Genomic DNA, 16,223 nt, shown 5'->3' with positions numbered 1-16,223 from the left:
AATTGGAAAAGGAGGCTGTCATGAAAACAAAAAAGGTTTCTTCGAAACAGAAAACACCCTTTCAGAAACAGCTGCCACTGCAGATGTTTGCTCTGGCAGGAATGCTATATTTTTTTATTTTTAATGTTATTCCCATGGTAGGAATTATCATGGGATTTAAAGACTATCAGCTGTCAATGGGATTTAAAGGCATTTTTACAGCAAAATGGGTTGGCTTAAAATACTTTAAAGAGTTTGTCAGTGATTATCAGTTCCCCATGCTGATCAAAAACACGATAGGAATCAGTGTTTTAAAACTGATATTTACATTTCCGCTGCCGATCATCTTTGCGGTTATGCTCAGTGAAATGAGAAGCAAAAAGCTGAAAAAGGTTACACAGACAGCAAGCTATCTTCCGCATTTCATTTCCTGGGTTATTATCGCAGGGCTCTCTTATCAGTTCCTTTCTTCCAGCGGAATCGTGAATACCTTTCTGATGAAATTACATATTATCCAGAAACCTGTAGGATTTCTGACAGATCCGTCAAAATACTGGGGGCTGGCCGTATTTCTGGATGTGTGGAAGGAAACCGGCTGGTGGGCCATTGTATTTCTGGCTGCAATCATGGGAATAGGCCAGGAAATGTATGAATCTGCGAAGCTTGATGGAGCCGGAAGATTACAGCGGATCTGGTATATCACACTTCCATGTATCAAGCCGACAATCGTGACAGTACTGATCCTTTCTCTTGGAAACCTGTTTGGCGGCGGTTTAAGCGGATCCAGCTTTGAGCAGAGTTACCTTTTGGGAAATTCCATGAACAGCGGGGCATCCAGCATTATTCAGACATATGTTTATGATGTAGGTCTTGGAAGCGGGCGATATGCATATGCAACGGCAGTAGGACTGATACAGTCCATTATATCTCTTGTTTTTGTATTTGGCAGCAACACTGTTTCAAAGAAAATAACAGGAAGTGGTTTGATCTAGGAGGGATACAGGTGCTTAAAAGATGGAAAAAATCCAGTACAGAGGATAAAGTGATCGATACACTGATCGCATTGTTCAGTATCGTGTTTATATTTATGACGATTTATCCTTTTTATTATATTATTGTTGTTTCTTTTAATGAGGGTGTAGATGCTTCACTGGGGGGACTTTACTGGTTTCCGCGAAAGTTTACACTGGAAAATTACAAGGATTTCTTTAATGATATTAAATGGCTGAAGGGTCTGGGAATCTCCCTGTCAACTACGATCATCGGAACAACGGTAAGCGTATTATTTACCGTTCTGGTTTCCTATGCGCTGTCATTTAAAGATCTGATACATAAAAAATTATATATGACGATCATTATCATATGTATGTATTTCTCCGGTGGAATTATTCCGTATTATACATTGCTGAAACAGTTAGGACTTGTAAATAATTATCTGGTCTATATTATTCCGGGAGCATTGAATACGTTTCTTATATTGATCGGAACCAATTTCTTTGCGGATATTCCGGGATCCCTGCGAGAATCTGCCAAGCTTGACGGAGCAGGAGAAATGACTGTATTTACCAAGATCATACTTCCGATCTCGAAACCGTTTCTTGCAACCTGCGTGTTGTTTATAGGAGTAAATAAGTGGAATAACTGGTATGACTGTACATTTTTTATCCAGTCAAAAGATCTGCGGAATCTGGCATATCTGATGATGCAGGTCATTAATTCCACACAGGTCAGTGCAAGTGCAGCAGCCGCCGGTGTAAGTGTGACTTCTACAACCACTACATTATCTGTTCAGACTGCAGCGATGGTTGTGGCAACCGTGCCGATCCTGTGTATTTATCCATTTCTTCAGAAATATTTTGTAACAGGAATGATGGTGGGATCTGTAAAAGAATAAAAACATGTAGGGAGAAAAAACATGCGTTTATGGTACAGAAATCCGGCAGAAAAATGGCGGGAAGCACTGCCGGTAGGAAACGGATCACTGGGAGGAATGGTGTATGGACGTCCTTTTCATGAAGTGATCCAGCTGAACGAAGAGACGATCTGGAGCAGTAAAAGCCGAAACCGTATTAATCAGGATGCATTGAAAAATCTGAAAAAGATTCGGAAACTTATCCATGAAAAAAATATAGAGGAAGCGGAAAAAATGGCGCTTCTTGCTTTGTCAGGCGTTCCATATTCCCAGGGATCCTACCAGACTGCGGGAGAATTGTATCTGGACGCTCTCTCTGGAAGAGAATATTCGGAATATGAGAGAGAACTGGATCTGGAAAATGCCGTAGTGAGGACAAGGTATCGATGCGGAGATACGGTATACACAAGAGAGGTCATTTCTTCATATCCAGACCAGATCATGGCGATACATCTGACTGCGGAAGGAAAAGAAAAACTGAATTTCAGCTGTGCACTGGGACGTTGTGATATGCAGACAGGAAAATCCGGAGGTGAGGAAAACAGAAGAATTTTTTTCCTTGCAGATACCGGAGGTATGAAATTTTGTGTTATGGCAGAATGTGGAGAATGTGATGGAACAGCGGAGACGATAGGAGATCATCTGCTTGTCCGCGATGCATCGGAAGTCACGCTGTATCTTTCAATAAACAGTACTTACCGATGCGAAAAAGTACAGAAAGAATGCCGGGAAAAATTACAGAAAGCAGAAGAAAAAGGATGGAAAGAAATCCTGAGCAGACATATCAGAGATTACAGAAAACTGTACCAGGGGATGGAACTGAAACTTGGAAATACGGATCGCAGAGAACTTCCGGTAGATGAGCGACTGGAGCTTTTGAGGAATGGAGGCCAGGATGAAGGTCTGTATGCTTTATATGTACAGTATGGAAGATATCTTCTGATTTCTTCAAGCAGACCGGGAAGCCTGCCCTGCAATCTTCAGGGCATATGGAATTGCGAGCTTACCCCGCCATGGGGAAGTAAATATACGATCAATATTAATACAGAGATGAATTACTGGCCTGCTGAAAGTACCGGTTTGTCGGAATGCCAGCTGCCGTATTTTGACCTGTTGGATAAAATGAAAGAAAACGGGAAAAAGACAGCAAAAGAAATGTACGGATGCAGAGGTTCTGTTGCACATCATAATACAGATATCTACGGCGACACAGCACCACAGGACAAATATATTCCTGCAAGCTACTGGGTAATGGGTGAGGCCTGGATGGCCACACATATTATAGAACATTATGAATATACCGGAGATATGGAATTTCTGAAAAAATATTTTGATGTATATGAACAATGTGTTTTGTTTTTTGAAGATTTTCTTGTAGAAAGAGAAGATGGGACACTGGTAACTTCCCCGTCTGTTTCACCGGAAAATACCTATATTATGGAAAACGGAAAAAAAGGCTGTCTCTGTGAAGGATCCTTTATGGATATTGAGATTCTCCGTGAACTTTTCACTGGTTATCTGAAAAGCTGTGAAGCCTTAGGAGAAAAAGAAGAGAAAAAGCAGGCAGCCAGGGAGATTCTGGAGAGAATGCCGCAGTTCCGAATCGGTAAATACGGACAGCTTCAGGAATGGCAGGAAGATTATGAAGAAGCAGAACCGGGTCATCGGCATATTTCACATCTTTTTGGTATTTATCCAGGTACTAGTCTGTATGAGGGAACCGATACAAAGTACCGGGATGGGGCCAGAATTTCTCTGGAAAGAAGACTGTCTTTTGGAAGCGGTCACACCGGCTGGTCGAGAGCCTGGATCACAGGTCTCTGGGCAAGATTTCAGGAAAGTGAGAAAGCATATGAAAATTTCCGTGAGCTTTTGAAAAGAAGTACTTTTCCCAATTTGATGAATAATCATCCTCTTGGAAATGACTATGTATTCCAGATCGACGGAAATATGGGAGCGGTAGCAGCGGTAATGGAAATGCTGGTGCAGTTTCAGAACGGAATCTTTCACTTTCTGCCGGCATTACCGGAAGCATGGAAAGATGGCTGGATAAGGGGAATGCGTCTGAAAGGAGGCATTCGTCTGGATATGGAATGGAAAAATGGAAGGGTGACAGGTTTTTCTGTTTCCGCCGATTCTGATCAGGAAATGATGGTATATTTTAATGACAGGAAAGAAACTTTAGGTCTGAAAAAAGAAATTCCATATATATGGAAAGCTTAGGAGAATTTATGAAAAAATGTGAAGTTACCGTTTTTTCTCATTATGTTGAAATAAAAACGCAGAAATTGATTCAGCGGATTCAACCGGTTGCAGAAGAAATTTTCAGATGTACCGTGTTTGGAACAGGGCAGAATGTGAACCAAAAGTCGGTTATGATCGAAACACCGGCAGACATTCCGCCAGAATTCACAGTAGAAGAAACGCCGGAGTTTTATGAGATAAAAACTTCCGGTGCAGGAGTAAGAGCGGATATTTCTACGGGACAGCTTACCTGGATCCATGCAGACGGTTCCGTATGGCTGCAGGAAAAAGGAAAGGAGCTTGAGCCGACGGAAGTGGTGCATTATGTACAGGAATCAGAAGGCGGAGAGCAGATCCGAAAGATTAAAACTGTGGATGGCGAAAGAAATCAGGTACAAAATCTGAAACCTGTAATTGATCGGAAAGCCAGCAGGGCCAGAATTTTTTTTCAGTGGAAAGATGGAGAACAGATTCATGGGCTGGGCCAGGGAGAAGACGGGATTTATGATTATCGTGGACATACACAATATCTTTACCAGCATAATATGAGAATACCGATGCCTGTTTTTGTTTCCACAGAAGGTTATGGAATTCTTCTGGACTGTGGATCGCTTATGATCTTTCAGGAAAAAACAGGACAGGATGCAAGTATAACGCTGGATACGGTAGACCAGCTGGATTATTATTTCCTCGGTGGAAAAACTATGGACGGTGTGATCCATGATTACCGTTATCTTACCGGAAAAGCGGAAATGCTTCCCAGATGGGCGTATGGGTATATTCAGTCAAAAGAATGTTACCATACGGCGGAAGAACTGAAATCTGTAGCGGAACATTACCGAAGAATCCAGATTCCGCTGGATTGTGTTGTGCAGGACTGGAATACCTGGAAACCGGGAGAATGGGGAAATAAGATTACAGATAAGACCCGTTACGGAAATCTGAAAGAATGTCTGGACCAGATCCATGATCTGAATGTACATGCCATGGTTTCGATATGGCCGAATATGAACGAGGAATGTGAAAATGGCCAGGAGTTTTCTGAGAAGGGTTATCTTCTTCTGGATCATTCCACGTATAATGCTTTTGAGGAAGAGGCACGGAAATTGTACTGGGCACAGGCAGAAAGAGAACTGTGGAACAGTGGATTTGATGCCTGGTGGTGTGACTCTACAGAACCTTTTCCGGGACCGGACTGGTGTGGCGAAAAAAAGCGGGAACCACTGGAACGGTACAGACTGGTAGGTGGTGAGCACAAAAAATTTCTGGATTCGGCTTCTGCAAATCTTTATGGGCTTATGCATGCAAAAGGAATTTATGAAAATCAGAAAAAAGTCTGCCGGGAAAAAAGAGTGCTGAATCTGACACGTTCCGGTTATGCATCCGGTCAGAAATATGCAGCGGTTCTCTGGTCCGGTGATATCTGTGCATCCTGGGAACAGATGAGGATACAGATCACAGAAGGCCTTAATATGTCAATGAGTGGTTATCCTTATTGGACAATGGATATCGGCGGATTTTTTACTGTTGGAAAAAAATGGCAGAATCGTGGCTGCGGATGTAGCAATGACCCTACTCCGAAATGGTTCTGGAATGGAACATATGACGATGGAGTCAGGGATAAAGGCTATTGTGAGCTTTATACAAGATGGCTGGAGCTGGGAACATTTCTTCCTATGTTCCGGTCTCACGGAACAGATACCCCCAGAGAAATCTGGAATTTCGGTGAAAAAGGTTCCATGTTTTATGATACCATTGAAAAATATATCCGGCTGAGATACCGTCTTATGCCATATATTTATTCCATGGCAGCTCGGGTTCATTTCAAAGATGAAACGATCATGCGAAGTCTTCTTTTTGATTTTGCAGAGGATGAAGAAGCAGGAAAGATTTCAAATGAATTTATGTTTGGAAGGTCACTTCTGATCTGTCCTGTGACAGAACCGATGTATTATGAAGCTGACAGTAAACCGATAAACCGGGAAAAAATCTGGAAATGTTATCTTCCAGGAGGAACTGGGTGGTATGATTACTGGAACAACAGATTTTACCAGGGTGGCAGATATGTGACAGTGGAAGCTCCGCTGGAGAGAATTCCGGTTTTTGTGAAAGAAGGATCGATCTTACCGGAGGCCTGCGGGCTGCAGTATGCGGATCAGCAGCCGGAAGCACCGTTGAAATTCCGGATATATGCAGGAAAAGATGCAGCGTTTCAGCTGTATGAAGATGAAGGTGATAACTATAATTTTGAAAATGGGATCTATGCAATTACTGACTTTTTCTGGGATGAGAAACAACAGAAATTTACAGAAGGAAACAGAAAAGGCAGTTATAATGGAATGAGAAAAACTGCCTATGAAATAGAGATCATATCTCATGACAGAAAGAAGATGGATCAGGAGGTTTTTGAATGAAACAGGAAGATCTGGAGAAGTTATTATACAGTATGTCCCTGGAGGAAAAGATCAACCAGCTTTCCCAGCTGACAGGTTCTCTTTATCTGGAGGGGGCAGAACTGACAGGACCTTTGAAAGAACAGGGAATTACAGAAAAAGAGATGCAGCTTGCAGGTTCCGTGATTGGAACTTTCGGAGCAGAAACTGTAAAAAAACTGCAGGAACGGTACATGGAAAAACAGCCGCATCACATTCCGCTTTTATTTATGATGGATGTGATCAATGGCTTCAAAACGGTATTTCCCATTCCGCTGGGACAGGGAGCGACTTTCGAGCCGGAGCTGTCTGAAGAATGTGCACGTGCAGCGGCTAAAGAAGCGGCTGCCAGTGGTGTTCATGTTACGTTTGCGCCAATGGCAGATCTGGTAAGAGATGCAAGATGGGGAAGAGTGATGGAATCCACCGGTGAAGATACCTATCTGAACAGCTGTTTTGCAAAGTCTATGGTAAAAGGTTTTCAGGGAGAAGATCTTGGAAAAAAAGACAGTGTGGCGGCATGTGTGAAACATTTTGCTGCTTACGGAGCTCCGGAAGGCGGTCGTGAGTATAACAATGTTGAACTAAGCGAACATACATTAAGAGAATATTATCTTCCGGCATATCAGGCAGGAATAAAAGCCGGAGCAGCACTTGTTATGACTTCTTTTAATACCCTGAATGGAATTCCTTCAACAGGAAACAAATGGCTTATGCGAGATGTACTGCGGAAGGAGATGGGATTTGACGGAGTTCTGATCTCGGACTGGGCTGCGGTTGATGAACTGATCCGCCATGGATATTGTGAGAATGCAGAAGAAGCAGCAATTTGTTCTCTGGAAGCCGGTGTTGATATCGACATGGTTGCCGGAATCTATGCAAAGAGACTGGAAAAATTGGTGACAGAAGGAAAGGTCAGCGAAAAACTGATCGATGAAAGTGTTCTCCGGGTTCTTCAGCTGAAAAATAATCTGGGACTTTTTGAAAATCCGTATAAAGGTGCGGATGAAAAAGAAGAAAAGAAATGGTGTTTATGTGAAGAACACCGGGAGCTGGCGAAAAAAGCTGCGGAAAAATCTTTTGTACTTCTGAAAAATGAGGAGCAGATTCTTCCATTGGATACGAAGAAAAAAATCGCATTTATTGGTCCGTATACAGACAGTCAGAAAATTCTGGGTGCCTGGTCTTTTATCGGGGATTCTGAAGATGCGGTAAGCATAAAGAAAGCTGCAGAGGAAGTTTTTGGTTCAGAAAAAGTGACATACAGCAAGGGAAGTCTGCTGCTTGGAGACAAGGTACATATGGAAGGCTTTGGGCGCAGCTTTTCTGAAAGCGCCGGGAAAGAAGAACAGGAAAGAATGCTGGAAGATGCACTGGAGAAAGCGAAAAAAGCAGATATCGTAGTCATGACTCTGGGCGAGGGATTTTTGCAGTCAGGTGAAGCAGCTAGCAGAGCAGATATCCGGATTCCCAAAATACAGAGAAAACTGTTCAAAAAAGTGTGGAAGGTAAATAAGAATATTGTGGTTGTGCTTTTCACAGGAAGACCTCTGGATATCAGGAAAATTTCTGAAAAGGCAAAAGCAGTTTTGTGTGTATGGATGCCCGGAACCGAAGGCGGACATGCTGTTGTGGATGTCTTAAGGGGAGTTTCCTCTCCCGAGGGAAAGCTTCCTATGAGTTTTCCTTATAATACAGGGCAGGTTCCGGTTCATTACAATGAGTATTCTACAGGCCGTCCATCAAATGGAAATGATGAAAGATTCTGTTCAAGGTATCTGGATATCCCGAATGAGCCATTATATCCGTTTGGATACGGATTAAATTATACGAGATTTTCTGTTTCACCGATACAGTTGACATATGGGGACGAAAGAGGACAGATAAAAGTTAAAGTAAATGTGAAAAATGAAGGCGACAGAGCCGGAACGGAAGTCGTACAGTTATATCTTCAGGATGTGGCAGCGAGTATGGTTCGTCCGGTACGGGAACTGAAAGCTTTTCAGAAAGTCACTTTATTACCCGGTCAAAGTACAGAGGTGGATTTTGAGATCGGTGAGAAAGATCTGCGATTTTTTGATGAGCAGGGAAGGTATATATCGGAACCAGGTAAATTTAAAGTATATGTTGGTTTTGACAGTAGAACAGAAAATAAAGCAGAATTTATATTACTGCCGGAAGAGAAGCTAATCGGTTAAAATACAGCGACAGACGGATAATATTTCCGTCTGTCGCTGTTATTATATGCAGATAAAAAATCAATCAGAAGATCAGATCAGTTTAAAATGCGTCAGAGCATTATAGATTCCGTCCTCATCCACAGCAGTAGTCTGATAAGCACAGTCTTTTTCAACGCCACCGTAGGAGTTTCCCATAGCAACGCTGACTCCGGCAGCTTTCAGCATGGGAAGGTCGTTGGGACTGTCTCCGAATGCATAGCAGTTTTCCTTGGGGATGGAAAGGCGGTCCAGGAGAAATTCCATGCCTGTGGCTTTGCTGGTACCCTTTTGTGTGACTTCCCAGATTCCGTCTCCGTGATCAAAATAGGTGTAATGATCATTACAGAAGCTGCGGAATTTTTCGACATTGGAATCCGGCAGCATATGTACCAGAAATTTGTCATAGGAGTAAGTGCAGGCATCCTCCCGATTGAATTTCGTGATGTCGACCATTGGAATCTCTTTTCGCATTTTGACTCCGAATTCGGACTGGGCCGGAGATGCGCCATCATACAGGATCTCAGTGTTGGATTCAAAAATTGCCTCGATCTTGCATTTGCGGAGAAGGTCTACGGTTTCCTTGCACAGAAGATTTGGGACTGTGCGGAAAAAAAGCAATTTGTTGTCCATGTAAATGTGGGTTCCACAGCCGTATATATAGCCATCGAAATGAAGCTCTGAGAGTGCAGAGGGCATCATTACTTTGGTGCGGCCGGTGTTGATGAAAAGAAGATGACCGTTTTCATGGGCTTTTGTGAGGGCGCGGCTGGTGCTCTCCGGAACCTTGAAGGGGTGAGGCGTAAGCAGTGTGCCGTCTATGTCGAAGAACAGGATTTTTTTATCGTTCATAAGGTCTCCTTTAAAATGGGATTTCTTCTTCGGTGTTACTGTTATCAATGTCAGTAATATCATTAACAGGAAGCGGTTCTGCGGATGTATCTTCAACAGAGTTCAGTGTGCTGACACGGATGCCGTTGAGTTCTATTTCACTTTCCATGGGGATCACAAGGCATTTTCGACCATCGATGATGCGGGTTTCTACCAGCTCTGCCCGGTCCGGTGCTACGTGGATCACCACGTCAGGGGTTTTGATCTCGAATTTCCGGGTGTTGGTGATGTTGGATGCTACCAGAGCTGATTTTTCTCCTGCGGCAAGCTCATACTGTTCATCGAAGTTCTGGAGCTTTTCGTCTTCTACGCCGCATTCTTCGAAGAGACGTTTGACTTCGGATTTGGTGAGGACAACAGGTTCCGGTTCGTCCTTCTGGGATTCGATGAGATCGTTGAGCTTTTCGTGGATCTCAAGGACTGTGTCGTAGGCACAGTCATCACCAAGGGTTTCTTCCACCAGAGCATTGAAGGAGTCACGCTGGGTTCCGGCAGATAGTGGTGTGGTGCAGCCGAAGACTTCTTCCATCATGGTGGAGCGGAGATTTTCGGCGTTTTTGGTGTAGTAGAGAAGTCCGTGGATATCGGTACTGCGGTCGTTGAACTGTGGGAAAAGGAAGCCCCAGTCAGGCATTTCTACCAGCCAGTCCCGGATACGGTCTTCAATATTGTTTGTCTCTGCATTGTAATGCAGGCCTGCTTTGGAGAGCTTGACCGGGCAGATACTGCAGAGGATGTGATCGTAGATCTCATCGGAAGCGTCGAACATTTCGGCACCGTCGGAGGATTTGCCGGGGATGTCGTAGACTGCGTGGATGAGGATGATGTAGTAGTTTTCACCGTAGTCGTAGTTTTCTATGATTCTGTCGTAGAAGGCTTCGGTGAGGGTGTCGTCGGTGAGTTTGCTTTTGCGGAGTTTCATGAGGAAGTTTTGGGTTCCGCCTTCGGTTTCCTGATCCAGAGGAAATTCCATGTTGATGAGGTTTTTTCCGATGGTGCCGGTGAGGGTTTTTCGGAAGATGTCGAAGTATTTGAAGGTTTCTTCCTCTGATAAGGATAAGAAGGCTTCTTTGAGTTCGGTTTTTTTGTTTTTTTCACCGTCTACGTAGCAGCCGCAGATGCGGGTGATGGAGCAGCGGTCAGGGGTGAATTGTTTTTTTATTTCTGCGATTTCTTTTTTGTTCATGTGTGGTTTACCTCGGTTTTTTAATTAGTTTGATTATAGCACAGGTGTTTGGTGGGGGCAAGATGACGCGGACGGACGTGTGAGATTTGCAGCAGAAGTCCGGGAGACACCTCAGACGCTTAGTATGGACCAAGGCTCACTCCAAAGCACCTGGACTTCTGCTGCAAACCTCACACTGTGCGGTCATGGTGGGAGGGATAGAGTGGTCTGACGGGAGTTGGATGAGCCATCAGCGCTGCGCTGGATGGCTGGGAGGAAAGGCTGAGTTTCCTTGTGGTTTGCCGGGGAGGTTGTGAGCGTCGGCGCGTTGCTGGACGCCTGTAGTTTGGAAGGTTGAGATTCCATGTGGTTTGGAGGGAGGTTGTGAGCGTCGGCGCGTTGCTGGACGCCTGTAGTTTGGAAGATTGAGATTCCATGTGGTTTGGAGGGAGGTTGTGAATGTCGGCGCGTTGCTGGACGTTGGAAGGTGGTGTCGAAATTTGGAGATGGGTTTTTGTGGTGTTGTGGTGGGATGTGTGGTATGATTTGTATATCTTATAAGATCTAACCATTTATTTGGTTTCTTTTTGCTTCAATGTCTGAAGCGTTTTTTCAAAAAATATTTATAAAAACTGTATACAGGGTTTCTGAAGTGTTTGGCTGATGGTATAATTGTATATACCAGAAGGAGTATTGTTTGAGAGATAATACGATTTTTGATGATGTTTTTCGTACTATGATGGAGAAAATGACGTTTCTGGTCGTGCCTTTGATCAATGATGTTTTTCATACATCATACCCGGCTGATGTGGAGATTGTGCAGCTACGTAATGAGTATCAGCGGGTGGATGGTGAGATTATTACGGATTCGCGGCTGTTGATCGGAAACAGGATTTATCATATAGAATGTCAGAGTACGGATGACACGACAATGGCTGTACGGATGATAGAGTATGATTTTGCAACTGCTGTTGAGTTTGCCAGAAAGCAGGGACGGAGGTATCGGATGGAGTTTCCACGTTCTTGTGTGTTGTATCTGAGAAATAGTAGGAATACGCCGGATTTTCTGGAAGTGGATGTGGTTTTTCCGGATGGGGGATGTCATTTGTACAGAGTGCCTGCCATTAAAGTAGAGAATTATACAAAAGATAAGATATTTGAAAAGAGTCTTCTTATGCTGCTTCCTTTTTATATCATGCGATATGAAAAAAGAGGGCATGAGATGAGTGAGGATCCACAACTTTTTCAGGAATTACTGAATGAATATGAAGTGATCCGGAGTAAACTGGAGGTAGAGATCACTGAATCTGGAAGGTCTGAACTGTTCAGTGATCTGATTGGACTGATAACTCGGATATCTGATCATATTTTCAGAAATGAGGAGAAAGTCCGGAAAGGAATAGGTGAGATTATGGGTGGACATGTTCTGGAACTGGAATCTGAGAAAAGGGCAAGACTGATGGCGGAAGCTAAAGAACAGGCTGAAGCACTGGGGCGAGAACAGGGAATGGCTCAGGGAATGGCTCAGGGAATGGCTCAGGGAATGGCCCAGGGAATGGCCCGGGGAATGGCCCAGGGGGAAGAACGACTGAGTGTTCTGATCAACAGGCTTATACTTGATGATCGTGGTAATGAGATCCAGAAGGTTGTTACAGATAAAGAAATGCGTGAAGCCATGTACAGAGAATATCAATTATAATAAGAAAAGATAAAGAGAATCCCCCACTGGTTTTGCTATCCATGGGGGATTCGTTGATTGATCTGAATCTTATAATACAGAATATCCGTAACTGCTGACAATAGCATCGATCTTCTGGTGGTTTTTGCACAGTGGGCAGTTGTCAGAGCGGTAGGAGTGATAGTCCGGGATGTCTCTGGCCTGGAAGATAGAGTGGACAGGGAGTGTGGCTACACTGTCTACACTGCTGTAGATGGCTGCCACGCCGCGGATCTTACCGCCATAGTACAGAACGCTTTCGATAGCTCGGTTCAATGTGGATCCGGTGGTGATGGAACCATTTAGGATGAGGATGTTTTTTCCATTGATCATTGGTTCATAGTTGTCGCGGAAGATCATCTGTCCGGTGCTGTTGAACTCAGGGGTGATGACGTAGATGGTCTGGTGTGCATTCATGGAAAGAACGCCGGCCTTGGTCAGTTCTTCGGCGAGATAAGCACCGATCACTTCAAGTCCGTCCATGCAGACGATGGTGTCTACCGGAATGGATGCTTCGTAATTTGCTGCGAGAGCGGATGCAATACGCTGTGCTTCAGCGCATCTGGATTTCATGGTGGTGAGATCCAGGTAGTGTGTGATATGGGACTGGGATGTTACGAAGTGTCCCGGAATCATTTTAAGCTGTATGCGGTTGTCATTGCGTGCATAAATTTTTATGATGTTGTCCTGATCCATAATAAATACCTCCTGTCGTGATCGTGTTTTACGTGGTTGTTCAGGAGAATTATCCTGAAGGATTACGAAACAGATTTATTTAACCGAATGCGGATCGCAAATATCCGATTAGCTGTGCATATTATACCATTAATTCCAAAAAAATGAAATAATATAATGCGAAATATATAAAAAATATTCAAAAAATCAAGCATATTTGTTAAAAAATATCCAATATCATGAAAACTTTGACAATAGGATCATTACTATAGAGTGAAAGTACTTGTGAGTACGTAGTAAATTGGAAAGAGAGTGTCATATGTATTATTGCGTATAAAAAAGAGGAGGAGAATCCCTGTGGATCCTCCTCCTGTGAGAGTGAGTCAATGTCAGCCTTCAATAGATACATATTTATCAGCTTCAATCTCTTCAGCTGCTTTTTTCGGAATAGAAAGTCTCAGAACACCGTTCTCAAATTTTGCATGGACATCTTCGTTTTTTACACCATTACCAACATAGAAGCTTCTGCTTGTGCTGCCGGCATAACGTTCACGGCGGATATAATTGCCTTTCTTGTCTTCCTCGTCTTTGTCAAGACCCTTGGCAGCGGAGATGGTAAGATAACCATCCTTCAGCTGTACCTGTACTTCATCTTTCTTAAATCCTGGAAGATCTACATCCAGCTCATAGCCTTTATCTGTTTCACGTACATCCGTTTTCATGATATTTTTTGCATGTTTGCCATAAAGAGGGTTTTTTCCGCTAAAGAAATTATCTCTGAATCCAAAATCATCCATCCAGTCATCAAATAAGTTTTCTCCAAATACACTCGGGAACATCATAAGTCATTTCTCCTTTCAAATTGAAAAGCCGTTCCGGTGGATCAAGAAATCCAACTGTTGTCGGTATATAGTTACCACTTCGGGTTATTCCGCAGTGGTGATCGTTTGGTTTTACTCTGAACATCTGGAAGTTCTTTTTTTATCTCTTCCTTTGTTCTATATGTAATATAACACATGTTGCTAGCAAAGTCAAGAGGTGAGTGCTAAAAAAACTGTGAAGAATTTGTGTCCCGTAAAATGAAAAACTAATTTCCACCTTTAGTCCTTTATGTTCTTATATTAAAAAGCGGATGGGACAAGGACTGATAAGCTTATGCAGATTGAACATTCTGCAATGTTATAATAACTTTAAAGCATAGAAAAAACCAAAAAAATCAATATAATAAGGCATATAGACAAAATGTATTAAAAAAATTTTTCGTACATTCTTCTGAGTTGAACAGACGATAGAAAGACAGTATTCATGAGTATGCAGGTAAAGCAAAATGTAAATGAAAAAGTACAGGAGGAGAGAATAATGCAGAAAAAATATGCAGATTTTAAGCTTGGGGTACCGGATTATGTAACAGTGGAAACAGAAGAGGAGAGACTTGTGTGCCAGGGAGGGCAGACGACAGTAGCTGCCGGTGCAACTACTGTGGAATTTCAGGACGCAGGTGAACATGAGGATATATTTGTCACATCCGAGGATGCAGTGAGATGTGTGAAGCTGAGATGGAACTATAAGATCCCGAAATCAGCCAGATTTCTGGGAGATGCCTGGGAACGTACCTATGGTGATGCGGAATGGTATGGAATGAGCGGAAACCGTTATCTGCCATGGTATTTTCTGGCGAAGCTTTCTGAGAAGGTTCTCTGCTTTGGCGTAAAGGTCCGTCCTTCTGCTATGTGCTGCTGGCAGGTGGATACCAAAGGAATTACTTTGTTTCTGGATGTTCGCTGCGGAAATACAGGAGTACAGCTGAAAGGAAGAAAGCTGTGTGCCGCGCAGATCGTCTGTATGGAAGCAGAAGGAGCAGATACTTTTGAAACTGCACAGAAATTCTGTGAAAAAATGTGTACAGATCCGATCTTCCCGGAGTTTCCGGTATATGGAAGCAATAACTGGTACTATGCTTACGGTGACAGCTCCGAAGAGGAGATCTTAAGTGATACCGATTATATCCTGAAACTGACCGAAGGTGTAAAAAATCCTCCGTTCATGGTCATTGATGACTGTTGGCAGGAACATCACCGCCTGGATGAATACAACGGTGGACCATGGACAAAAGGCAATGACAGATTTCCGGATATGAAAGGTCTTGCAGACAAGCTGGAGAAAAAAGGTGTCCGCCCGGGTATCTGGGTCCGTCTGCTTCTTAATGAAGATGAGAATATCCCGAATGAGTGGAGGATTTCCTATAATGGCTGTCTCGATCCGTCCCACCCGGATGCACTGGAATATATCCGTAAAGATATCGAGAGGATTTGTGATTGGGGATACACGTTGATCAAGCATGATTTTTCTACCTTTGATCTCTTTGGGAAATGGGGATTTGAGGCGAATTTAAGAGACAATTCCATGGAGAAATGGCATTTTTATGATCCGACCAAAACCAGCGCAGAAATCGTAAAAATGCTTTATCAGGAGATTTATGATGCTTCCCGGAGCAACAACGCAGTGATCATCGGCTGCAATACCATCGGACATCTCGGCGCAGGCCTGATGCATCTGAACCGGACCGGTGACGATACCAGCGGACGTATCTGGGAGCGTACCAGACGAATGGGCGTAAATACGCTGGCATTCCGTCTTCCGCAGCACAATACGTTTTACCATATTGATGCAGACTGTGTCGGTATTTTCGGAATGATCCCATGGGAGAAAAATCGTCAGTGGGCAGACGTTCTTGCAAAGAGCGGTACACCACTGTTTGTATCCGCAAAACCTGGAGTTTTGAATCCGGAGGAATTTGAGGAGCTGCATCAGATCATGCTGCGTGCATCAGAACAGGAAGAGCATTTTGTTCCGCTTGACTGGGAAGAAATCGACTGCCCGGAGGTATGGGGAGAAAACGGCAAAACCATCACTTATGACTGGTTTGACAACGAAGGTCCGACCATGGATGCTGCGGTGGAATACTATAATGCCAAGGTAGTTGTTCCGTAAA

At 43.5% G+C, this 16,223-nt stretch carries 11 protein-coding genes; 7 read left to right on the top strand and 4 right to left on the bottom strand.

Annotation, left to right across the window (positions count from 1 at the left end; all coding sequences use genetic code 11):
* Nucleotides 1-20: 20 nt before the first annotated feature.
* Genes V9W66_RS07050 through bglX form a run of 5 tightly spaced genes read left to right on the top strand, consistent with a single transcriptional unit; the run spans nucleotide 21 to nucleotide 8,765 of the window.
* A complete protein-coding gene (locus tag V9W66_RS07050) occupies nucleotides 21-971 on the top strand; it encodes an ABC transporter permease (RefSeq protein ID WP_144093792.1) in 951 nt (316 codons plus the stop codon).
* An 11-nt stretch (nucleotides 972-982) separates the two neighbouring features.
* Complete coding sequence (locus tag V9W66_RS07045) at nucleotides 983-1,873, top strand: carbohydrate ABC transporter permease (protein ID WP_144093791.1); 891 nt, start codon at nucleotides 983-985, stop codon at nucleotides 1,871-1,873.
* 21 nt (nucleotides 1,874-1,894) lie between these two features.
* Nucleotides 1,895-4,114, top strand: coding sequence for a glycoside hydrolase family 95 protein (locus V9W66_RS07040; RefSeq protein WP_144093790.1), 2,220 nt, complete (start codon nucleotides 1,895-1,897; stop codon nucleotides 4,112-4,114).
* A gap of 8 nt (nucleotides 4,115-4,122) precedes the next feature.
* On the top strand, nucleotides 4,123-6,549 hold the full coding sequence (locus V9W66_RS07035; protein ID WP_144093789.1) for a glycoside hydrolase family 31 protein: 2,427 nt from the start codon (nucleotides 4,123-4,125) through the stop codon (nucleotides 6,547-6,549).
* On the top strand, nucleotides 6,546-8,765 hold the full coding sequence (gene bglX / locus V9W66_RS07030) for a beta-glucosidase BglX (RefSeq protein WP_144100280.1): 2,220 nt from the start codon (nucleotides 6,546-6,548) through the stop codon (nucleotides 8,763-8,765). The genes V9W66_RS07035 and bglX overlap by 4 nt, the downstream gene beginning before the upstream one ends.
* Nucleotides 8,766-8,837: 72 nt before the next feature.
* Here the strand turns inward: bglX and V9W66_RS07025 are convergent, their stop codons facing one another.
* Both V9W66_RS07025 and V9W66_RS07020 read right to left on the bottom strand, forming a co-directional pair.
* A complete protein-coding gene (locus V9W66_RS07025; protein WP_243121658.1) occupies nucleotides 8,838-9,635 on the bottom strand; it encodes an HAD family hydrolase in 798 nt (265 codons plus the stop codon).
* A gap of 10 nt (nucleotides 9,636-9,645) precedes the next feature.
* Nucleotides 9,646-10,860, bottom strand: a complete 1,215-nt coding sequence (locus V9W66_RS07020; protein ID WP_059086232.1) for a DUF4317 domain-containing protein — start codon at nucleotides 10,858-10,860, stop codon at nucleotides 9,646-9,648.
* A gap of 676 nt (nucleotides 10,861-11,536) precedes the next feature.
* Between V9W66_RS07020 and V9W66_RS07015 the strand changes: the two genes are divergently transcribed.
* Nucleotides 11,537-12,538, top strand: coding sequence for a hypothetical protein (locus tag V9W66_RS07015; RefSeq protein ID WP_144093786.1), 1,002 nt, complete (start codon nucleotides 11,537-11,539; stop codon nucleotides 12,536-12,538).
* A gap of 69 nt (nucleotides 12,539-12,607) precedes the next feature.
* Here the strand turns inward: V9W66_RS07015 and V9W66_RS07010 are convergent, their stop codons facing one another.
* Entirely contained in the window at nucleotides 12,608-13,252 is a 645-nt protein-coding gene (locus V9W66_RS07010) for an orotate phosphoribosyltransferase (protein WP_144093785.1), read from the bottom strand.
* A 368-nt stretch (nucleotides 13,253-13,620) separates the two neighbouring features.
* On the bottom strand, nucleotides 13,621-14,073 hold the full coding sequence (locus V9W66_RS07005) for an Hsp20/alpha crystallin family protein (RefSeq protein WP_015525518.1): 453 nt from the start codon (nucleotides 14,071-14,073) through the stop codon (nucleotides 13,621-13,623).
* A 517-nt stretch (nucleotides 14,074-14,590) separates the two neighbouring features.
* On the opposite strand from V9W66_RS07005, the gene V9W66_RS07000 reads away from it, so the two are divergent.
* Nucleotides 14,591-16,222 carry a glycoside hydrolase family 36 protein gene (locus tag V9W66_RS07000; RefSeq protein ID WP_243121657.1) on the top strand — a complete coding sequence of 544 codons (1,632 nt, stop codon included), beginning with the start codon at nucleotides 14,591-14,593 and terminating at the stop codon, nucleotides 16,220-16,222.
* The last annotated feature ends 1 nt before the right edge of the window (nucleotide 16,223 follow it).

The organism is Blautia massiliensis (ex Durand et al. 2017) (genome assembly GCF_051861785.1).
GTDB lineage: Bacteria > Bacillota > Clostridia > Lachnospirales > Lachnospiraceae > Blautia_A > Blautia_A luti_A.
Note: the sequence above shows the minus strand (reverse complement) of the source record. Positions and strands in the feature narration are given on the sequence as shown.